This is a genomic window from Turicibacter bilis (assembly GCF_024499055.1).
Lineage (GTDB): Bacteria > Bacillota_I > Bacilli_A > MOL361 > Turicibacteraceae > Turicibacter > Turicibacter bilis.
Window position 1 is genome coordinate 287,260 of record NZ_CP071249.1, and the last position, 20,582, is coordinate 307,841.

22 protein-coding genes are annotated in these 20,582 nt (G+C 34.9%); 21 read left to right on the plus strand and 1 reads right to left on the minus strand.

Annotation, left to right across the window (positions count from 1 at the left end; translation table 11 throughout):
* The first annotated feature begins 468 nt into the window (after positions 1-468).
* The 12 genes from J0J69_RS01420 (at position 469) to J0J69_RS01475 (ending at position 11,361) form a co-directional block, all read left to right on the plus strand.
* Positions 469-1,632, plus strand: a complete 1,164-nt coding sequence (locus tag J0J69_RS01420; RefSeq protein ID WP_055305404.1) for a CD0519/CD1768 family membrane protein — start codon at positions 469-471, stop codon at positions 1,630-1,632.
* Positions 1,633-1,804: 172 nt separating this feature from the next.
* Positions 1,805-2,581, plus strand: a complete 777-nt coding sequence (locus J0J69_RS01425; protein ID WP_055242270.1) for an endonuclease/exonuclease/phosphatase family protein — start codon at positions 1,805-1,807, stop codon at positions 2,579-2,581.
* Between the two features lie 924 nt (positions 2,582-3,505).
* Entirely contained in the window at positions 3,506-3,937 is a 432-nt protein-coding gene (gene queD / locus J0J69_RS01430) for a 6-carboxytetrahydropterin synthase QueD (protein ID WP_055244484.1), read from the plus strand.
* Entirely contained in the window at positions 3,937-4,605 is a 669-nt protein-coding gene (gene queE, locus J0J69_RS01435) for a putative 7-carboxy-7-deazaguanine synthase QueE (RefSeq protein ID WP_212725598.1), read from the plus strand. The genes queD and queE overlap by 1 nt, the downstream gene beginning before the upstream one ends.
* 1 nt (position 4,606) lies before the next feature.
* Positions 4,607-5,203, plus strand: coding sequence for a GTP cyclohydrolase I (gene folE / locus J0J69_RS01440; RefSeq protein WP_055275417.1), 597 nt, complete (start codon positions 4,607-4,609; stop codon positions 5,201-5,203).
* A 12-nt stretch (positions 5,204-5,215) separates the two neighbouring features.
* Positions 5,216-5,875: a 7-cyano-7-deazaguanine synthase QueC gene (gene queC / locus J0J69_RS01445; protein ID WP_055275419.1), complete on the plus strand. Its 660-nt coding sequence runs from the start codon at positions 5,216-5,218 to the stop codon at positions 5,873-5,875.
* A gap of 1 nt (position 5,876) precedes the next feature.
* A complete protein-coding gene (gene queF / locus J0J69_RS01450) occupies positions 5,877-6,374 on the plus strand; it encodes a preQ(1) synthase (RefSeq protein WP_055244492.1) in 498 nt (165 codons plus the stop codon).
* A 71-nt stretch (positions 6,375-6,445) separates the two neighbouring features.
* Positions 6,446-7,945 carry a carboxypeptidase M32 gene (locus tag J0J69_RS01455; protein ID WP_212724289.1) on the plus strand — a complete coding sequence of 500 codons (1,500 nt, stop codon included), beginning with the start codon at positions 6,446-6,448 and terminating at the stop codon, positions 7,943-7,945.
* Positions 7,946-8,016: 71 nt separating this feature from the next.
* Positions 8,017-8,511, plus strand: coding sequence for a GNAT family N-acetyltransferase (locus tag J0J69_RS01460; protein ID WP_237252409.1), 495 nt, complete (start codon positions 8,017-8,019; stop codon positions 8,509-8,511).
* Positions 8,512-8,698: 187 nt separating this feature from the next.
* Positions 8,699-10,195 (plus strand): glycoside hydrolase family 32 protein, encoded by a 1,497-nt coding sequence (locus J0J69_RS01465; RefSeq protein WP_055244496.1) that lies wholly within the window; start codon positions 8,699-8,701, stop codon positions 10,193-10,195.
* A 267-nt stretch (positions 10,196-10,462) separates the two neighbouring features.
* Positions 10,463-10,873, plus strand: a complete 411-nt coding sequence (locus J0J69_RS01470) for a methylglyoxal synthase (protein ID WP_370456878.1) — start codon at positions 10,463-10,465, stop codon at positions 10,871-10,873.
* A gap of 26 nt (positions 10,874-10,899) precedes the next feature.
* Positions 10,900-11,361 (plus strand): GNAT family N-acetyltransferase, encoded by a 462-nt coding sequence (locus J0J69_RS01475; protein WP_055244500.1) that lies wholly within the window; start codon positions 10,900-10,902, stop codon positions 11,359-11,361.
* A gap of 102 nt (positions 11,362-11,463) precedes the next feature.
* Here J0J69_RS01475 and J0J69_RS01480 read toward each other — a convergent pair whose 3' ends face one another.
* Positions 11,464-12,105: a phosphatase PAP2 family protein gene (locus J0J69_RS01480; RefSeq protein WP_068759626.1), complete on the minus strand. Its 642-nt coding sequence runs from the start codon at positions 12,103-12,105 to the stop codon at positions 11,464-11,466.
* A 132-nt stretch (positions 12,106-12,237) separates the two neighbouring features.
* On the opposite strand from J0J69_RS01480, the gene J0J69_RS01485 reads away from it, so the two are divergent.
* The 9 genes from J0J69_RS01485 (at position 12,238) to J0J69_RS01525 (ending at position 20,566) form a co-directional block, all read left to right on the plus strand.
* Positions 12,238-12,894, plus strand: a complete 657-nt coding sequence (locus J0J69_RS01485) for an FMN-dependent NADH-azoreductase (protein ID WP_055244505.1) — start codon at positions 12,238-12,240, stop codon at positions 12,892-12,894.
* 13 nt (positions 12,895-12,907) lie between these two features.
* Entirely contained in the window at positions 12,908-13,219 is a 312-nt protein-coding gene (locus J0J69_RS01490) for a hypothetical protein (RefSeq protein ID WP_055305580.1), read from the plus strand.
* 136 nt (positions 13,220-13,355) lie between these two features.
* Positions 13,356-14,132, plus strand: a complete 777-nt coding sequence (murI, locus tag J0J69_RS01495) for a glutamate racemase (protein WP_212724291.1) — start codon at positions 13,356-13,358, stop codon at positions 14,130-14,132.
* Positions 14,133-14,227: 95 nt separating this feature from the next.
* Positions 14,228-14,695, plus strand: a complete 468-nt coding sequence (locus J0J69_RS01500; protein ID WP_055275430.1) for a hypothetical protein — start codon at positions 14,228-14,230, stop codon at positions 14,693-14,695.
* Positions 14,696-14,768: 73 nt separating this feature from the next.
* Positions 14,769-14,972, plus strand: coding sequence for a Sec-independent protein translocase family protein (locus J0J69_RS01505; protein ID WP_055244513.1), 204 nt, complete (start codon positions 14,769-14,771; stop codon positions 14,970-14,972).
* 351 nt (positions 14,973-15,323) lie between these two features.
* Positions 15,324-15,488, plus strand: a complete 165-nt coding sequence (locus J0J69_RS01510) for a hypothetical protein (protein ID WP_156344113.1) — start codon at positions 15,324-15,326, stop codon at positions 15,486-15,488.
* 559 nt (positions 15,489-16,047) lie between these two features.
* Positions 16,048-18,078 (plus strand): peptide ABC transporter substrate-binding protein, encoded by a 2,031-nt coding sequence (locus tag J0J69_RS01515; protein ID WP_212725597.1) that lies wholly within the window; start codon positions 16,048-16,050, stop codon positions 18,076-18,078.
* Positions 18,079-18,155: 77 nt separating this feature from the next.
* Entirely contained in the window at positions 18,156-19,649 is a 1,494-nt protein-coding gene (locus J0J69_RS01520) for an ABC transporter permease (RefSeq protein WP_055244517.1), read from the plus strand.
* Positions 19,649-20,566 (plus strand): ABC transporter permease, encoded by a 918-nt coding sequence (locus tag J0J69_RS01525; protein ID WP_055244520.1) that lies wholly within the window; start codon positions 19,649-19,651, stop codon positions 20,564-20,566. Before J0J69_RS01520 ends, J0J69_RS01525 begins: the two co-directional genes overlap by 1 nt.
* Positions 20,567-20,582 lie beyond the last annotated feature (16 nt).

The window sequence follows — 20,582 nt, forward strand, 5'->3', positions numbered from 1 at the left end:
ATTATATTTATTCGTTTATGAAAAATGTTAAATTGATAGGTGATAGGATGTTAGGTTGGAGATGAGGATGATGAAAAAAAGTAATAATCAGCTTTTTAAGACTATAAAGTCTCTAATCTAATTGGGATTGTGTTTGTGTTTTTATCCGCTTGTATTCAGATGTTATTTCTGCCAGGGTTAGGTCAAACTATTGATACATTAGTTTGAATATGGGCGAATGATTCAAATCGGTAATCACGAGGGGCTTATGAAAGGTTTAGGATATGATGTTCATTTGTTTTAAACGTCAAAAAATATACAATTATGTACTTGAAAACCATAGTTAAACTGTGGTTTTTTATTTTTTGGAATTATTTTCAATAATAGATGATGAAATGGTAAAAATTGTGTCAGGTTTTGTCGTTGAATAAGGAGTGCTTTTTAAATATAATGAGGTTATGAGTTAAAGTGAGAAAAGGAGTCAAAGAAATGAATCAAGAAAAACGAAAGGTCAAATCGATTAGCCTTGAAACCTTTGTGTTTTTAGGTGTTTTATTAGTTGGATTTGGTTATATTGGTAACAAAATGGGCGTGGGAATCATGTTTAGCGTCATTATGGAAACAGCCCATGACTTATTATTAGATACGGTGTTCTTTATTATGGCACTTGCAGTCCTAGCAGGAGCACTGAGTGCCTTATTATCTGAATTTGGAGTCATTACCTTAATTAATAGATTATTATCAGTGTTTATTCGTCCTTTATATGGATTGCCAGGGGCAAGTATTATTGGAGCGATTGCTACTTATTTATCAGATAATCCAGCGATTATTTCATTTGCTAAAGATAAAGAGTTTCAAAAATTTTTCAAACGTTACGAAGTTCCAGCTTTATGTAACTTAGGAACAGCATTTGGAATGGGATTAATTGTGACAACATTCATGATGGCGCTTGGATCAGATTTCATTGTTCCTGCTTTAATTGGAAATGTTGGAGCGATTGTTGGAAGTATCATTAGTGTTCGATTAATGCTTCATTTTACAAAAAAATATTATGCCAATCAACCACAAGAAGAAAGTAACGAGGAAGAAGTTATTGAACGACTAGATTACCGTGAAATTCGTGATGGTAATTTATTCCAACGAGTGTTGGATGCGATGCTTGAAGGTGGGAAAGCCGGGGTCGAGATGGGATTATCGATTATCCCAGGTGTGTTAATTATTTGTACCTTTGTGATGTTGTTAACATTTGGACCATCGACTGATCCAGTAACAGGAGAAGCTGTCTATTTAGGAGTCGCTTATGAAGGAGTCGCTTTACTCCCAGCGTTAGGTGAGAAATTAATGTTTATTTTGAATCCATTATTTGGATTTACAAATGCTCAAGCAATCGCTTTTCCAGTTACATCGTTAGGAGCTGTTGGAGCCGCAATGTCTTTAGTTCCACGATTTATTACTGAAAATGTGATTACTCCAAACGATATTGCCGTTTTCACCGCAATGGGAATGTGCTGGAGTGGATATTTAAGTACACATGTTGGGATGATGGATGCCTTAGGTGTGCGTAAATTAAGTAGTAAAGCCATTATTTCTCATACGATTGGTGGAATTGCTGCAGGAATGGTTGCGCATTTCTTGTATTTATTATTTGTATAAAAAGTTGCTATTTTGGCAACTTTTTTTATATACAGTAATAATGAGGAAGAGGTGACTTTATAAAAAACAGGAAAAAAAGTAGAGGCGAATATATCACAACGTGTTATAATAATCTTATGAAAAATAGGGGGGATTTAGTAATTTTTATGATTTAAAGAGGAGTGAGTGTAAGATGAGAGTTATGACGTTTAACCTTCGTTCAGATTCGATTTTTGATGGGAAAAATCGCTGGAATAGTCGAAAGGAAATTGTATACGATATTTTAGATAAATATGCATGTGATATTATTGGATTACAAGAAGTGACATTAAAAATGCATGCCGATTTAGAAAATAAATTACATGATTATCAAATTGTTGGACAAGCAAGAAGTAAAAAATTCTTTGTTGAACATAATAATATATTAGTTTCCAAACGTCATAAAATTTTAGATCAAGAGACGTTTTGGTTATCGAATCAGCCTAAAAAAATAGGAAGTTCCATTTGGTATTCTATTTTTCCTCGTATTTGTACAACCGCAAAGATTCAATTAGAGGAGGGAATGATTGTTCGCGTTTATAATACTCATCTGGATTGTTATCTATCCCCTGCACGAGGATATGGACTGAAAAAAATTATGAGATATATCGAAAAGCAACAAGAGTTTGAAAAACTTCCCGTCATTTTAATGGGGGATTTTAATGCGAATCCTAATCATCGATTAATTAAAGGCTTTTTTGAAGGTGAGTTAAATACTCAACAGCTGATTGCGGTACAAGAGATTGATCGATCGATTTATCAGCAAGCAACCATGGGAGGCTTTAAAGACCGTCATCACGGCATGCATTTAGATTACATTTTTGTCTCACCTGAATATGAAGTCTTGAGAACACAAATTGTGAAAGATAATGTGAATGGGAGATTCCCATCTGATCATTATCCATTATTGGCAGATGTTTGTTTAATTTAGCAGAGAAACTAATGATAAAAACAAAAAAAGATACCATAATTAAAGTGTGACATTATAATAAATGTCTTGAAGAACAAGACACTACCCTAATTTATATTTACGAAGTTCCCCCAAAAACTTCGTAATATTCTCTCTTTTCATCCCAATATTTATAAATCATCCCCTGTTTTGAGGTTCGAAAGAACCTCCTTTTTTTATTTTTAAAAAAGATAAGCAGAACAAAAAAATATCAAAATCCGACATTTAACACGAAAAGAACACAAATCAGAGAGCGTTGTGTGGCATAATAATAAATGTCTTGAAGAACAAGACACTACCCTAATTTATATTTACGAAGTTCCCCCAAAAACTTCGTAATATTCTCTCTTTTCATCCCAATATTTATAAATCATCCCCTGTTTTGAGGTTCGAAAGAACCTCCTTTTTTTATTTTTAAAAAAGATAAGCAGAACAAAAAAATATCAAAATCCGACATTTAACACGAAAAGAACACAAATCAGAGAGCGTTGTGTGGCATAATAATAAATGTCTTGAAGAACAAGACACTACCCTAATTTATATTTACGAAGTTCCCCCAAAAACTTCGTAATATTCTCTCTTTTCATCCCAATATTTATAAATCATCCCCTGTTTTGAGGTTCGAAAGAACCTCCTTTTTTTATGTCACGGTATTTTGAAATGAAGAAAAAAATCGAATTATTACTTGTAAAAAATTAATATTAATGGTATAAATAGGTTGTTAATTTAAATAGACAGTTCATTCAGACCATCCTGTCTTTAAACAAAACTAGGCTCGTATAGATAAGAAACTATGGGCGCCTTTGTGCGCCCTTTTTTATTGCTATCATAGAAATAAAAGCTTCTTTTTGTATGTCTAGTTTTTCATACAAAAAGAAGCTTTTTTAAAATTAAGGGGAGAATGTTATGTTTACACTCAAAAGTGAAATTCAATTTGATATGGCCCATTATTTAAGTGGATATGTTGGGAAATGTAAGAATATCCACGGTCACCGTTATCGATTAGTTGTTAAAGTGTCTAGCCAAACTTTACATGAAAGCGGTCAATTACGCGGAATGGTAGATGATTTTTCGGAAGTAAAAGCTGTGTTAAAAGAAGTTCATGATTTATTTGATCATAAATTAGTCATTGAGGAAAATGAAGAAGGAAAGCGAGTGGTGGAAAAATTAAATGAATCAGGGAAAGTGTTTGAGATTTTATTTGTTCCTTATCGACCAACAGCTGAAGAAATGTCGCGTCATATTTTTAACGAGATTAAAAAACGAGGGGTACGAGTAACAGAGGTTGAGTTATTTGAAACGCCAACGAATAGTTGTATTTATACGGAGGAAGATTAATGTTTAATGTCATTGAAACGTTTGTCTCGATTGATGGGGAAGGGCCCACATCAGGAGAGTTAGCCACGTTTATTCGTTTTTCAAGTTGCAATTTAAAATGTATATGGTGTGATACAACCTATTCGTGGGATGGGACAGCTTGTATCACTAAGATGAGTACGAAAGAAATCTATGAGTTGATTAAAAAAGCAGGAACTAAAAATGTGACTTTGACCGGTGGTGAGCCACTCATTCAGCCAAATATCGAATGGTTATTGGATGCACTAGCTGAGGATGAGGCGCTGAGTATCCATGTTGAAAGTAATGGATCAATCGATATTACGGGGTTAAAGGAAAGGTATAAAAATTCTAATATTCATTTTATTTTGGATTATAAATGTCCTACTAGTAAGATGAGTGCGCAAATGTGTCATCAAAATTTAAATGTCGTTGATCAGCAAGATATTTATAAGTTTGTCGTTGCTGGTTATGAAGATTTACATATGGCCTTATCGATTATTAAAAGTTATCATTTAACAGAAAAATGTCGCGTCTATTTGAGTCCCGTCACTGAGTTCATTGAACCATCAAAAATCGTTGAATTTATGAAAGAGCATCAATTAAATGACGTTCGTTTGCAATTGCAACTTCATAAATATATTTGGCCAAAAGAAATGAGAGGAGTTTAAGATGAAACGTCAGATTGATATTGAAAAAATTTCAAGTTGCATTAGAGAAATTTTAATCGCCTTAGGGGATGATCCTGACCGTGAGGGATTGAGAGACACTCCGAAGCGTGTGGCTAAAATGTATGAAGAAGTATTTGCCGGAATGACGTTGAGTAACGATGAAATTGCGCAGTTATTTGGAACGACCTTTGATGAAGAGGACATGGTTGAGCAATCATCTAATCGCTGTGTGATCGTTCGTGATATTCCAATTTTTAGTTACTGTGAACATCACCTAGCGTTAATGTACAACATGAAAGTTAGTGTCGCTTATTTACCGAAAGAAAAAATGATTGGATTAAGTAAGATCGCACGTATTGCTGATATGGTCGGACGACGCTTACAACTTCAAGAACGTATTGGTGAGGAAATTGCCGAGATTGTTGAAAAAATAACAGAAAGTGACGCCATCATTGTTATGATTCATGGTGAGCATAGTTGTATGACGTCAAGAGGAATTAAAAAGCCAGGAACGTTAACGACAACGGTGACTTACCGAGGCGAACGAATCAATCATGATTCAGATTTAAGACAAGAATTATTAATGTTAATGAAATAGGGAGTGAGAGAAATGAATCAAAAAGCGGTCGTGGTCTTTAGTGGAGGGCAAGATTCGACAACGTGTTTATTTTGGGCGATGAAGCAATTTGAAGAAGTGATTGCTGTTACCTTCGATTATAATCAACGTCACCTGGCGGAGTTAGATTGCGCTAAACGAATTTGTGAAGAGTTCGAAATTGAACATCATCTATTAGATATGTCATTATTAAACCAATTAGCGCCGAATGCGTTGACACGTCAAGATATTGACATTAAGACAGGAGAAAATGGCGGGTTGCCTTCGACGTTTGTTGAAGGGCGAAATTTGTTATTTTTAAGCTTTGCGGGCGTTTTAGCTAAAGTTAAAGGCGCAAAACATATCATCACAGGCGTTTGTGAAACAGATTTTTCTGGTTATCCAGATTGTCGAGATATGTTTATTAAATCATTGAATGTGACGCTTAATTTGAGTATGGATTATGATTTTGTCATTCATACACCGTTGATGTGGTTAGATAAAGCACAGACGTGGGAGTTAGCTGATCAGCTTGGGAAGTTTGAGTATGTTCGTGAGCATACTTTAACATGCTATCGTGGAATTAAAGGAAATGGGTGTGGAACATGTCCAGCTTGTGAACTTAGACAACGAGGACTTGAGACGTATTTAGCACGAAAAGGAGAGGGAAAATAACATGGCAGGACGAACAAAAGAAGAGTTAAAAGATATTACGTTACTAGGGAATCAAGGAACAACTTATCAATATTCGTATGATCCAACTATTTTAGAGGTGTTTGAGAATAAACATCCAAATAACGATTATTTTGTGAAGTTTAATTGTCCGGAATTCACAAGTCTTTGTCCAATTACCGGACAGCCTGACTTTGCAACCATCTATATCTCGTATATTCCAGGAGAGAAAATGGTAGAAAGTAAGTCATTAAAGTTATATTTATTTAGTTTCCGTAATCATGGTGATTTTCATGAGGATTGCATGAATATTATCATGAAAGATTTAGTAAAGTTAATGGATCCAAAATATATTGAAGTTTGGGGGAAATTCACTCCACGTGGGGGAATCAGTATCGATCCGTATTGTAACTACGGTCGCCCAGGAACGAAATACGAACAAATGGCAAACTATCGCTTAATGAATCATGATTTATATCCAGAAAAGGTAGATAATCGTTAGTCAAATCTAGTTTAATACTCCTAAAATGTGGTAAGCTATCACGTAGAAGCCTAAAAAAGGAGGAGTATGTCATGAATAAAGAAGAAGCATTAAATTTTTTAAAAGAACAATTAAAAACGATGAATTATCTAGGTTCAACGTTAAGCATCGTATCATGGGATATGGAAGTTATGGCACCTAGCCAGGCGATTGATTATCGAAGTGAAGTGATGGGGTATTTATCGACACAATATCATCAATTAGCAACGGATTCTCGTATTGGAGAGGCTTTAGAGGCGCTTAGTAGTGAAATAAGTCTCACTCAACATGAGACGAAACTAGTGGAAAATTTTAAAGATTCTTATGAAAAAAATAAAAAAATCCCTGAATCTTTACAGCGTGAACTAACAATTGCGACGTCAAAAGGAAGTCAATATTGGAAAAAAGCAAAAGAAAAACAAAATTATGAGATTTTTAAACCGTACTTAAAACAGGTGATTGATCTAGCGATAAAACAAGCTGAATGTGTAGGGTATGAAGGGCATATTTATAATGCTTTCTTAGATGATTTTGAAAAAGGAATGACGGTCGAAGAGTTAGATCGTATCTTCCCACCACTTCGAGATGGATTAGTAGCGTTGTTAGATAAAATCATGAAAGCGAAGCAAGATGAACCTCATCATCCAGAAGGGGAATTTGATAAAGATCGTCAGGAGCAGTTATCCCTGATGCTTTTAGATGCGATGGGGTATGATTATAAAGAATCAGGACGTGTTGATGAGACGGAACATCCGTTTACCACATCCTTAGGACCCAAGGATGTTCGTATTACGACACATTATTATGAAGAAAGTATCGAAAGTGCGATTTTTAGTTCAGTTCATGAAGGGGGACACGCGATTTATGATCAAAATATGCCCCATCAGTTAGCGGAGTATGGAATAGATGAAGCACCATCGATGGGGATTCATGAATCGCAGTCTCGATTCTATGAAAATATAATCGGCCGTAGCCTTTCATTTTGGCGTGCGTTTTATCCAAAGTTACAAAAAATCTTCCCTGAGTATCAAGAGATTTCGTTAGAAGACTTTTACCGAATTGTTAATAAAGTGACACCATCACTTGTTCGTACAGAAGCGGATGAAGTGACGTATTCGTTACATGTGATTATTCGTTACGAAATCGAGAAGCTCATGGTTAGTGGTGCAGTAAGTGTAGATGAGTTACCAGCACTTTGGAATCAAAAATACGAAGAGTATTTAGGAATCACACCGCCGAATGATTCAGAAGGGTTAATGCAGGATGTTCATTGGTCGGAAGCTTTAATTGGGTACTTCCCGAGTTACGCTTTAGGGAATTTATATGGTGCTCAATTTTATCATCAAATGAAAAAAGATATTCCAAATGTCACTGAGCAGATTGAAGCGGGGGATTTAACAGAAATCTTTAACTGGTTGAAAACGAATGTTCATGAACAAGGAAATCTCTATACGCCAGCTGAGTTAGTCGAACGTGTGACAGGGGAACCATTGAATCCACAATATTTCCTAGATTATTTAAATGAAAAATATTCAAGAATTTATCATTTCTAATTTAATTAATTGAAGCGGGCAATGTATCATATACTCCAGTGAGGATTTATTTTATCACTGGAGTTTTTTTGATGGATTGGAGTGAGGATATGAAGTTAAAAATTAGAAAGATGAGTGAATTAGATGCCTTTAAAATATTATTTTGGCAGTATTCTCCCCCGTATGATTGGTATAATCTTGAAGGTTGTGAAGAATGTTTAGAAGAGTTATTATATGATGAGTATTATTCAGTACTTAATCAGAAAGAACAGCTGATTGGCTTTTTCTGTTTTGGCCAATCGGCTCAAGTGTCAGCTGGAAAGATGGAAGGTTTTTATCGTGATCATGAGTATTTAGATATAGGGCTTGGTATGAATCCTTTATTATGTGGAAAGGGACATGGGGCAAGTTTTGTTCAAGTAGGAATGGCTTACGCTAAAAATCATTTTAAGGCTAAAAAGTTGAGGTTAACTGTGGCCGATTTTAATCAACGTGCCCTCAAGACTTATCAAAAGGTAGGGTTTAAAGAAATTGGGGAGTTTAATAGTCAAAATATTAAATTTAAAGTGATGAGTTATGAGGATTGAGTCGTCCAATAGACGACTTTTTTTGGTAATTAAATAGCAAAAAATTAACTAAAATTTTAATAAAAAAGTTGATAAAATATTAAAAATCTTATAAGATAAAAGGGTACCTAAAACGCTTTTATTAAAAGAAGGACTTTTCAGAGGAAGTGGACGTTTTTGGGGAGTAAGAAAAAGGAGTGTGGATAAAATGTTCATTGAAAAGGAACAGTTATTACAGGGAACAAGTGAAAAGTTACAGCAAGCTCGTGACTATGTAGAATCTAAAAAAGATGAGATTTTATCATTAAAGGAGCGCAATCAGTTTCATCATATGCCCGAAGTAGGATGGATGAATGATCCAAATGGTTTCTCAGTGTATCAAGGCGAGTATCATTTGTTTTATCAATACTTCCCATATGATGTCAAATGGGGACCGATGCATTGGGGCCATGTAAAAAGTCGTGATTTCATTAAGTGGGAGTACTTACCAGTTGCGATGGCGCCTGATCAAGAGTATGAAACAGGTGGATGCTTCTCTGGAAGTGCCTTAGAAGTGGATGGAAAACACGTTTTAATGTATACAGGACATACTAATCCAAATCCTGATGATGAATCTTGGGTCCGTCAAGTTCAGTGCTTAGCTGTTGGGGATGGGGTTAATTATCATAAGTATGTGAATAATCCAGTCATTAAGACCGAAGAAATGCCGGAGCATTCAAGTTTAACTGACTTCCGTGATCCAAAATTATGGGTTAAAGATGGAGTCTACTATTGTGTTTTAGGAAGTAAGAGTGATGAGAACAGTGCACGTGTGTTACTTTATAAATCAGTAGATTTAGTCCATTGGACATATGTTGGAATAGTAGGGGAAAGTAATCATGAATTTGGCTATATGTGGGAATGTCCAGATTTATTCCACTTAGATGGACAAGATGTGTTAATCATGTCACCACAAGGGGTTCCTGTTGAAGAATTTCGCCATAAAAATACGAATACAACGGTTTACTGTTTAGGAGAGTTAAACTATGAAACGGCTCATTTTGAGCGTCGTGTGATGGAAGAAATCGATTATGGATTAGACTTTTATGCTCCACAAACAACAGAGAGCTTAGATGGGCGTCGGATTATGATTGCTTGGATGCAATCATGGCATCAAAATATGCCAACCGATAAATACGGATGGGTGACGTCAATGACGATTCCCCGTGAATTAAGCATTAAAGGCGATGTCATGTATCAATGGCCAGTTCGTGAAATTGAGAAATATCGTAGTGGTCATATTGGTCATGAGTCAGTCATATTTGAAGGAAGTAAAACATTAGCAGGAGTAAAGGGACGTCATTTAGATCTGGAAATGGTCATTGACTTCAAAGAGGCAAAATATTTTGAAATTAAAGTCATGAAAGGTGAAGATCAAGAAACAAATATCGTGTATGACGTGGATCGTCATGTCTTAAGTTTTGATCGTCGTCAAAGTAGAAGTGGTATTGATGGATTAAACTATCGTGAAATGCCAGTTCCATTAGTAGACGGTAAGTTATCACTTCGTTTATTAATGGATACTTATTCAGTTGAGTTATTTGCTCAAGAAGGTGCACATACGATGACTTCAACGGTTTATTCGGACTTATGTGCAGAAGGAATTGAATTTATTGCAGATCGAACAGTAGAAATGACGGTTCATAAGTGGGAATTAAACGTGTAAAGAATCTATTTTATTAACTTAGTAAAATCGACTAAAGTACTTCCCCCTTAGCTTTAGTCGAAGTGCTAGGTTCGGAGATAGAGAGATGAAGATTTATCATGAAAAAATCAGATTTTGATAACTAAACTTTAACGTTAGTTGTCATGTCTTTTTTTAGTCTGTCAAAAAACGTAGAAATGTTTAGTTTGAAAAAGTTGGAATTACAAAATTAAAAATGGTAATATAGGTGTACGCCTAAGGAAACCATGTGAAATGAGGGTGAAGAACTTGGAACTAAATGTCGCATTAATCGCACACGATAAAATGAAAGATCAAATGGTGAATTTTTGTTATGCATATCAACATATCTTAAGAAACTATGGGTTGTATACAACAGGAACAACTGGAAAACGAATTGAAGAAGGGACAGTTTTAAGTGTCCATAAATTAGCATCTGGACCATTAGGTGGAGATCAACAAATCGGAGCGATGATTGTTACAGAAGATATTGATCTTGTCATTTTCTTACGTGATCCATTAACACCACAACCGCATGAGACGGATATTCAAGCTTTAATTCGTTTATGTGATGTTCATTATGTACCGATTGCAACAAATTTAGCATCAGCAGAAATTTTTGTAAGAGCACTCGATAATGGCGATTTAGATTGGCGAAAATTAAGAAAAAAACATTCGTAACAAATGTGTTTGATAGGGGGAAAAACATGTTACAGGTCGTAAATATTAAACAAAGTCCTATCGGGACAGAGAAAGCTATTCAATATATTCAAAATGTTTGGAATCATCAAAATCAAGTGTCCCAGTTTTATGATGAAATCTGCCATTTATCACTAGCAGGTGACTCTTTAAATGATTTTTATGTGCTAGTCAATGATGAAAAAATTATTGGATGCTGCGGATTAATTAAAAATGATGTCTTAAAAAAGGCTGATCGATATCCTTGGATTACATCATTATATATCGATGAAGTTTATCGAGGGCGTAATTATGGGCAGTTATTAATGAATCATGTCATTCATCGTGCCCAATTACTAGGGTATCCTAAAGTTTATCTTACAACAGGGAAAACCGATTATTATCGCCGTCATGGATGGCGAGAATTAGAGAGCGACTTAAATGAAAAAACAAATAAGATTTATTACAAAAAATTAACTGAACAACGTTAATTATTTTTTTGAAGTTAACGGTAACCGGTTACTTTAGGTAAAGATCTTATGTTCAAAAATAAAAAGAAACTATGATTTAAATAGTTTCTTTTTTCATGTTCATCATAATGGTCTTTTTGTACGAGAAAATAGATTAAATAAACAAAGGAGAATAGAAAAAACTACTATAGAGGCAAGCCAACCGCCTAATACATCTCCTACATAATGAACGTTAATGTAAACACGGCTAAATCCGATTAAAAAGGTATAAGCTAACAAGAAGGCACTCAATAAGTAAGCAATGAGCTTACGAGATAAAAAATGAAAAGAGAGATAGCTAAGTAACAGGGCTAGTGCTAAACTAATCATTGAATGACCACTTGGAAAACTGAAACCTGTTTCATGAATTAATGAACCAACGATTGGGCGCTGACGAAGATACAGGTGTTTTAAAAGGGTATTTGTTCCTGCGGTTAAAAGGATGAGTAAGAAGCTAAATAGAGCTTCTTTTTTTTGATGTTTGAAGACGAGAATAAACGTCAATATTAAGGTTAATACACTAATGGGAAATGGATTAGCGGTCTTTGTTAGTATGATCATGAGGGTATTTAAATGTGGGTTACGAAGACGGCTAATAAAGTTAAAGACAGACTGCTGGAAGTTTGTTAAATCTGATGTGAAAATATAGTCTGCCAGGATAAAAAAGCAGCCGCTTGAAATAACGGCGATTAGAAAAGGAATCATAGGATTCAATTGACGTTTCATAATGACGCTCCTTAGTTATGATATAGTTTTAGTATAACAAAAACTATCGAATTCACTCCAATGGATTTATTACATAATTGAATGCAGGATGTCTATACTAATATAGCAATTGATTAAAATCGAGGTGGCAACATGAAAAAGTTATTATATATCACAGTCAATTCCAAGCCAGAGACATTATCGGCAAGTCGAACTGTTGGACGTGCGTTAGTCAATGAGATTACCTCAACCTATCCTGAATTTGAAGTTGAGGAGTTAGATTTATATAAAGTCCATATTCCGAGACTTGAGTATCAATATTTTGCCTCACGTAATTGCATGGTTGAAAAAGAAGCTTTAGAGAAATTACCTCCAAAAGAGCAAGAAGAAGTTCATAAAATTGTAAAGCTATGTGATCAATTTAAAGAGGCTGATGTCGTTGTTATTGCCACTCCAATGTGGAGCTTGTCTTTTCCCGCTCCTTTAAAAGAATATATGGATTGTATTATTCAAGTGGGTAAAACAATCTCTTTTGAGGGAATGATGCCAAAGGGATTACTCGATGATAAACCAAGAACAGTTGTTTATGTTCAATCCTCAGGTGCTAATATCATGTGGATGATGAATCCATTATTTAATAAAGGCCTACATTACATTGAAGATATGATGAAATTCATGGGAATTAAGAAATTTGAAGAATTATTAGTTGATGGAACAGGTGAGACACCGGAAGAAAAAGAAAAAGCAATTGAAAAAGCGAAAAAGAAAATTAAGGCAGTTGTGAAACATCTAGAATTCGAAAAAGAATAAAGGAGGTATTTGAATGCAATTTTGTGTAAGAGATGAAGTTGAACATTTTGAAGAGAGTTTCCACCCTTATTATGATGCTATAAAAATTGATGAGGAGTACTTTGAAGATCGTGAAGGTCACGAGCGTGCAGCTATCACACTCGTTAAACAGTTACAAGAAAGAGTACACTTATATGGGATTATTACGTTTCCAGACGGTGGCGGTTATGATGTAGATTTTGTTTATGAAAATGATAATGCGGTTCCTGGAATCACAAAAAATCACTTTGGTAGCCGTGAAGAACTCTTAGAGGGCTGGAAAAACTTTTTAAGGTTATATAAATAAATAAACAGGCTATCTCATGGAGGTAGCCTGTTTATCTAGGGAAGGTAGTCAAAAATAGAACTTTCATGATATAATGCTCATACGTATGAAATTTTTATATAGAAATTTTTAAAATATAAAAGTTTTGGAGGTTAACATGAAAATAGGATTTTTTGATTCAGGAATTGGGGGACTAACGGTTTTAAGCGAGGCGTTAAAACGACTTCCAAATCATGAATACTTATATTATGCAGATACAGATCATGCCCCTTATGGACCAAAGCCAAAGGAAGAAGTTCGTGAGTATGTCTTCAAGGCCATTGAGTTTTTAGTAAATGAGGGAGCCCAAATCATTGTGATTGCTTGTAATACGGCAACAAGTATTGCTGTATCCGAGCTACGCCAAAAATATTCTATTCCGATTATTGGAATGGAACCTGCTGTAAAACCGGCAATTGAATCTGTAGAAAACAGTACAAAGCGTGTCTTAGTCACTGCAACACCACTCACATTAAAAGAAGAAAAGTTAAAACAGTTAATTCAGCGTCTAGATAAACACCATCAAACAGATTTATTGCCATTACCCGATCTTGTTAGTTTTGCAGAATCATATGAATTTTCGGATGAAGCGATTCTTCCTTATTTGAAACAATGTTTACAATCCTTTGATATTAGTGAATATGGAGCAGTTGTTCTAGGATGTACACACTTTCCATTATTTGCTCATCATTTTGAAAAAATCTTCTCTAGTGAAGTTCGATTAATTGACGGAAGTAGCGGGACGGTTTCTCACTTAGAAAAATTAATCTTAGCACAAAAGGTAGAGCCTTGTTTCAATGCTTCACTGACCTTTTACCGCTCAAGTAAGAAACTTGAGTCAAGTCAAGAGATTGAACCTTTCACAAAAATCTTAAAACAATTAAAGGCAATTTAATTGTCAGAATTTTAATCAACAGTCATATGTCGTTAAACCCTATCATAAAATTGTCTTGAGTTGTCAGATTATTTTATAAAAAATGTGGTGATAACATGGACTTTCAAAACGTAAATCCTGAGTTATTTATCGTTGTTGGTGAATTACTTGGAAATGTCATTGCAAATGAATTACCGTTTAACGTACAGAATGCTGTTGGCAACTGGCTACAACTTGTTGGACAGGCAATTGAAACTTATAATGCACAACAACAATATTATCAACAAGGGCCGGGGCGTTATTTTACACCTGATAGTTTTAATGTGGATAATCCATTTTGTCAAAATAATGAACAAGGTTCACAAAGTGGATCAACTGTCAGTAGTTCAGGTCAAGCGCCAGAGCAAGAGGAGATTTTACCGAAATCATCACGTGGAGCCGATGATTCACACACCGACATGCGCTCAACAGACGATAAGTTACATATCATAAAGTTACAAGAAACCATTGAAAAGCTCATGCTTAGAATGGAACAATTAGAAGAGGAAATAAAAAACTTAAAAGCAATGAATGACAGTGATTAACTCATGTTAAAATGAATTTTTAACATGAGTTTTTTTTCTTTGCACATACTAAGTATGTCGGAGGTGATTATGCATGAAACACTACAGTCATCAAGCTTCTCCTTATAAACATCAGCAACTAGATGTTGAGTTTGGTTCTGACTTTGCCCCATTAGACCATTATTTGGATCAAGAAGCCCAACGTGCCTTTCTATCAGCAAAAGCAGGAGGGATGATTACAAAACGCCTGGTTGAAGTCGGTGAAGAAATGTTAATGAATAACAAAGACAATAAATAAGCTTAAATAGAAAATCATAAAGAACGACTGTTTCTTTATGATTTTTTTATCTTGATAAAAGGAAGAATGATCAGATTTAAAAATGGCTTAAAATTATTAAGCTATTTTAGAGAAAGATCTGTTAACGTCAATTTAATGGTCTCTGAGTGAACAATCTTATCTATCTCTAAAACAGCTAATCAAATGAAACGTGATTGAGTGATGGATTCAAGTTGGCGATTGAAAAATATAGGTCGAGGGATTCGATGCAGAGAACGTAGGTATATTTCGATAGTGAGGGGTGAACTGGCATTGTTCTGAAGTGAGATGAGACAGTTGTCAAAGCGTCATCGGATGATATGATTCTGAATCATGAAAAGACGTTGGGTTGCAGTAGATAACGATGATAAATATTTCAAGTTATATGCAAAGAATAAGCCCTATCTAAACGATAAGGCGTTATTCATTCCGTATTCAACTTCAGTTAAACATTACACAGAATCAAAAGGAATCCCTTATAGTGACTATATGGGTTGATGGATTATTAAGTTCAAAATTGAATACGTTCTGATGAGATGGTGGCATAAGCAGAACGAGAGGTAGTAAGAGTTGAATGATAAGTAATTTTAGCAAATAAAATTGGATCGTGATTAGTTTGTACTGAGAATGAAACTTAATTTAGACAGTGAGCAGCAATAACACTACTCAGTATGTTTTTCAGTTTTGGAATGAGATTTGAAAAAGGGGGAATCTCCCTTATGTTGACAACTGACAATTGAATCATTTTTAACCGTTTCATAACAAAAGATTAAAAAATCAAATTTATTAGCGTGCGCTCCAAAATCAGAGAAAAATTGAGGTTATGTATAGTATAAAATAATAAAAAAGAAATAATTAATTTATAAGAAATAAGATGATTTAATAGAAAGAACATGAATTAGACACATTAAAAACATTAAATAGTCATTAAATAACCATATTTTTTACACTTGAAAGCGATTTTATCACTAAAGACTATTTACTTTTACAAATATTGGAAATATAATACACAATAACATCACAAAAAATAGTGATGAGATTGAAGGAGGGACCAGAAATGAATAAGAAACATTTATGGTTAGCTGGAGCATGTTTACTTGCTGTTGGGGGATGTAGTAATGACAGTGAGACGCCAGCTGACACACCAGAAAACAGTGGAACACCAAATGAAACACCAAAAGAAACAGAAGTTTATCGAAATGATTATAACTATGTCTATAGTGAAGATCCAGATACGTTTGACTATGTATATTCATTCCAAGCTGCTGATAATGAGCACACAGCTAACTTTGTTGACGGGCTTTTAGAACATGATCGTTATGGACAATTAGTTGGAGCGATTGCAGAAAGTTATGAAGTCAATGAAGATGCAACTGTTTTTACTTTCAAGATTCGTGAAGGTGTAAAATGGGTGACAGATGAAGGTGAAGAATATGCTGATGTAACAGCACATGACTTTGTGACTGGATTACGTCACGCAACAGAATTTCAATCACAAACCATGTACTTAGTCCAATATGCAATTAAAAACTTAGATGCTTATGTGAATGGCGAAGTGGAATGGGAAGAAGTTGGAATTAAAGCGTTAGATGATTATACATTAGAGTATACACTTGAAGCCCCAACCCCATATTTCCATACCATTACAACTTATTCAGTTTTAATGCCAGTCAATCAAGAATTTTTAGAAAGTAAAGGTGAGGGATGTAAATTAGGTGCACCGGATCCAGGTAACTGTTCATTCGGAGAAGTTGCAGCGGACGGAATTCTTTATAACGGTGCTTATATCTTATCAAACTATGTATCTAAATCAGTGATTGAGTATACAGCTAATCCAGATTATTGGGATGCAGAACATGTTTATATTCCAAAAGTTAAGTTAGTTTATTATGATGGAAAAGATCCAGATAACTTATTTACAGGATTTGATAATGGTGATTATTCAGCTGCTCCTGTTTATACAGATAATGCAGCGATTTATAAAACGGCTAAAGATAAATATGGAGATTCAATTTATGTTTCAGATTTAAGTTCATCATCATTCTGGATTTCATGGAACTTTGACCGTAATGCTTATTCATCAGTGGCAGATGAAACAGTCGATGCTTCACCACAAACTGATAAACAGCGTCAAGATACTACAGCAGCAAAATTAAATCGTGCCTTCCGTAAAGCGGTTATGTACGGATTAGATGTTTCTAATTTAACTGCGCAAGTCGTTGGAGATGATTTAAAACTTGGACGCTTACGTAATACATTAACTCAACCAGGATTCGTTTTAACAAGCGAAGGGGTACCATATGAAGAGTTAGTATCAGCAGCTTTAACAGAGATTAATCCAACAGAATATCCAGAAGGATTCGATTTATCAGATGGACAATTAGCTTATTATAACTTAGACTTAGCTAAACAATATGCGGATCAAGCAAAAGAAGAATTAAGTGCAGAAGGGGTCGAATTCCCAATTCAATTAGATATTTCAGTGGATGGGACAAGTGAAAAAGGGGTTCGTGTCGCACAAGCCTTTAAAAATACATTAGAGACCAATTTAGCTGACTTTGTTGCGGTGAATATCATTGTTTCAGATACAGATACATTAAATGCCGCTAAACAAGCCGAACAAATGAACTGGGATATGTATATTGGTCGTGGATGGGGACCAGACTACGGGGATCCAAAAACTTATGTTGATGTCTTCGATCCAGATAGTGGAGACATGTTAGCCTATCAAGGATTAAACTGGACGGGATCAGAAGTAGGTAACGATGCAGCGGCAAAAGAAGCCATTGGCTTATATGAATTCCAAGCCTTAAAAGATGCAGCAGATGCTGTGGTAGATGATAACGATAAACGCTTTGAATTATATGCCAAAGCAGAAGCATTCTTATTAGATAATGCCATCTTCATCCCATATTGTTCAAATGGTGGAGGATACAGTGTGTCAAAATTAGTTCCACGTAGTGGTTTATATGGGGCTTATGGTTTATCAGATGATAAATACAAATATAAACAAGTGGCCGATGAAGTTGTAACAAAAGCACAACGTGATGAAATCATTGCAGAGTGGCAAGAAGAGTTGAAAAAATAATACAAGTTTAAAAGTATACAAAAAGATTGGGGTGAAACCCTAATCTTTTTGTATATAAAAATAAGGGGGGACAGCCAATGAAGCGTTATATGTTTAAAAGATTTCTAAGATCGTTATTCTCAATTTTCATGGTTTTAACGATTGTTTTTACTTTAATTTACTCAGTTATCCCTCGTGATCGTGTGTTCTTTTCGGATACAAATATTGAAAAGATTCAAAAAAGACCAGACGATTATGCTAACTATAAATATGTTCAATGGGAAAAACTTGGGTACTTAAATTATGATACGATTCAAGATTACTGTAAACAATTATATGGATCAGCTAATGAACAATATTCAAACTGTATCTTACCTGAATCGTCTGAAACAGCAGATTATGTTGCGTTGAAAGAAAAAGAAGGTTGGGACGTTGACTTCTTTGAAGTCTCAAAACAAGCGTATGCAGTCGAAGAAGTTCCGATCTTAAGACGGGCATTAAATTGGTGGGCAAATTTAATTGAAATTGACTATCCAGGAAAGGTTCAAACAGAGAATACAGAATTAGAACGTAAAGTTTATGTTGGCCAAGACTTTAATGGGCGTCCTGCCTTAATGTGTACAGGATGTGAAAATAAATATCTCGTTTATTTTGATGGGAACTTTCCATTTATTCATCAAAACTGGATTAGTATTAACTTAGGGACTTCGTATCCAACCTATAGTGGACAAGGCGTATTGGAGGTTGTGACAAGTTCACAAGGAGAAAAAGTCAAAAAAGAGGTCATGATGCCAAATGGTCAGGTTAAAGAATCTTCAACAAATTTTTACACCTGTAAGTATAAGGAAACCTTAGATAATATGGATCAGAAAAACTTTACCGATCACTATGCAGATTGTGAAACATTAAAAAGTGATCCATCTATGATGCAAATTTCATTTACGATGGGAATTATTTCATTACTTTTAACTTATGTCATCGGTTTACCACTTGGAATTCAAATGGCGAATCATAAAGGTAAATGGGTCGATAAGCTTGGTCAATGGTATATTGTATTCATGAATGCTATTCCAGGGCTTGCTTATATTGTCTTAGTTCGATTTATTGGAGGAAAATATTTTGGGTTACCATCAATGTTTCCTATGCTGGGAGCAAGTCATCCAAAATCGTATATTTTACCAATTATTTCATTAACATTAGGGTCAGTAGCCGGTCGTATGATGTGGATGCGTCGCTATATGATTGATCAAAGTACGATGGATTATGTGAAATTTGCTCGTGCTAAAGGATTATCTGAAAATGAAATTTTCTATAAACATATCTTTAGAAATGCCATTGGTCCAATTGCTCATGGACTTCCAGCTGCGGTTATTTTGTGTATTTCAGGAGCGTTAATTACAGAAGGTGTCTACAGTATTCCGGGGATGGGGAAAATCTTACCTGATTCTATCTCGATTTATAATAACTCAATGGTCATTGGATTAACGTTTATCTTTACTTCATTAAGTATCTTATCAACTTTCCTAGGTGACTGGTTATTAACATTAGTTGATCCACGTATTAGTCTAGATGAAAAAGGAGGAAGCCGATAATGAGTGATTCAAGATTTGAATTTGTTACCCATGATGCGAGTGCATCTGAACATATTGCAGCGCCTTCATATTCTTATTGGCGCTCAGTTTCAAGGCAGTTTTTTGGAAAAAAATTAACTGTATTTTTATTAATTGTAATTGTTTTATTGAGTTTGATTGCTCTTATTCAACCAGCTTTATCGGGTTATGATCCAATGATTTCACCGAATATTAATAATCCCGAAATGCGATTTTTAGGAATATCATTCCAGTATCCTTATGGAACGGATGGGGTCGGAAGTTCAGTTTGGGACGTCGTTTGGGCTGGAACAAGAACATCTTTACTAGTTGGATTTATTGTCACAGGGGTGAATACCTTTATTGGTGTCTTAGTTGGAGCGATTTGGGGGTTCTCAAAAGCAATCGATAAAGTCATGCTTGAAATTTATAACATCATTTCCAGTGTGCCTTATATTTTAATTGTTACCGTATTACTTTATGCATTTGGACGTGGATTTTGGCAATTAGTTTTAGCGATGTGTTTAACGGGATGGCTGGGAACTGCCTATTTTATTCGAACACAAGTAATGATTATTCGCGATCGTGAATATAACTTAGCTTCAAAGTGCTTAGGAACACCAACGCTTCGCTTAGTCACTCGAAATATTTTACCTTATTTACTTTCAGTCGTGATGACCAGTGTTTCACTTGAAATTCCAGCTGCCATTTCAACAGAAGTGACTTTATCATTCTTAGGAATTGGGTTAAACGTTTCAATTCCATCACTAGGACGTATGATCAATCAATATTCAAATTATTTTAATGGATATCCTCATTTATTCTGGGCTCCAGTTTTAACATTAGCCGTTGTAACGGTTTCGTTATATGTGATTGGTCAAGCATTAGCAGATGCATCAGATCCAAGAACTCATATGTAGGAAAGGGAGTGATAGT

Bases quoted from the DNA above. Each gene is read 5' to 3' on its own strand.
- J0J69_RS01420 (WP_055305404.1), top strand. From the start codon at position 469: ATGAATCAAGAAAAACGAAAGGTCAAATCGATTAGCCTTGAAACCTTT.
- J0J69_RS01425 (WP_055242270.1), top strand. From the start codon at position 1,805: ATGAGAGTTATGACGTTTAACCTTCGTTCAGATTCGATTTTTGATGGG.
- queD (WP_055244484.1), top strand. From the start codon at position 3,506: ATGTTTACACTCAAAAGTGAAATTCAATTTGATATGGCCCATTATTTA.
- queE (WP_212725598.1), top strand. From the start codon at position 3,937: ATGTTTAATGTCATTGAAACGTTTGTCTCGATTGATGGGGAAGGGCCC.
- folE (WP_055275417.1), top strand. From the start codon at position 4,607: ATGAAACGTCAGATTGATATTGAAAAAATTTCAAGTTGCATTAGAGAA.
- queC (WP_055275419.1), top strand. From the start codon at position 5,216: ATGAATCAAAAAGCGGTCGTGGTCTTTAGTGGAGGGCAAGATTCGACA.
- queF (WP_055244492.1), top strand. From the start codon at position 5,877: ATGGCAGGACGAACAAAAGAAGAGTTAAAAGATATTACGTTACTAGGG.
- J0J69_RS01455 (WP_212724289.1), top strand. From the start codon at position 6,446: ATGAATAAAGAAGAAGCATTAAATTTTTTAAAAGAACAATTAAAAACG.
- J0J69_RS01460 (WP_237252409.1), top strand. From the start codon at position 8,017: ATGGATTGGAGTGAGGATATGAAGTTAAAAATTAGAAAGATGAGTGAA.
- J0J69_RS01465 (WP_055244496.1), top strand. From the start codon at position 8,699: ATGTTCATTGAAAAGGAACAGTTATTACAGGGAACAAGTGAAAAGTTA.
- J0J69_RS01475 (WP_055244500.1), top strand. From the start codon at position 10,900: ATGTTACAGGTCGTAAATATTAAACAAAGTCCTATCGGGACAGAGAAA.
- J0J69_RS01480 (WP_068759626.1), bottom strand. From the start codon at position 12,105: ATGAAACGTCAATTGAATCCTATGATTCCTTTTCTAATCGCCGTTATT.
- J0J69_RS01485 (WP_055244505.1), top strand. From the start codon at position 12,238: ATGAAAAAGTTATTATATATCACAGTCAATTCCAAGCCAGAGACATTA.
- J0J69_RS01490 (WP_055305580.1), top strand. From the start codon at position 12,908: ATGCAATTTTGTGTAAGAGATGAAGTTGAACATTTTGAAGAGAGTTTC.
- murI (WP_212724291.1), top strand. From the start codon at position 13,356: ATGAAAATAGGATTTTTTGATTCAGGAATTGGGGGACTAACGGTTTTA.
- J0J69_RS01500 (WP_055275430.1), top strand. From the start codon at position 14,228: ATGGACTTTCAAAACGTAAATCCTGAGTTATTTATCGTTGTTGGTGAA.
- J0J69_RS01505 (WP_055244513.1), top strand. From the start codon at position 14,769: ATGAAACACTACAGTCATCAAGCTTCTCCTTATAAACATCAGCAACTA.
- J0J69_RS01510 (WP_156344113.1), top strand. From the start codon at position 15,324: ATGAAAAGACGTTGGGTTGCAGTAGATAACGATGATAAATATTTCAAG.
- J0J69_RS01515 (WP_212725597.1), top strand. From the start codon at position 16,048: ATGAATAAGAAACATTTATGGTTAGCTGGAGCATGTTTACTTGCTGTT.
- J0J69_RS01520 (WP_055244517.1), top strand. From the start codon at position 18,156: ATGAAGCGTTATATGTTTAAAAGATTTCTAAGATCGTTATTCTCAATT.
- J0J69_RS01525 (WP_055244520.1), top strand. From the start codon at position 19,649: ATGAGTGATTCAAGATTTGAATTTGTTACCCATGATGCGAGTGCATCT.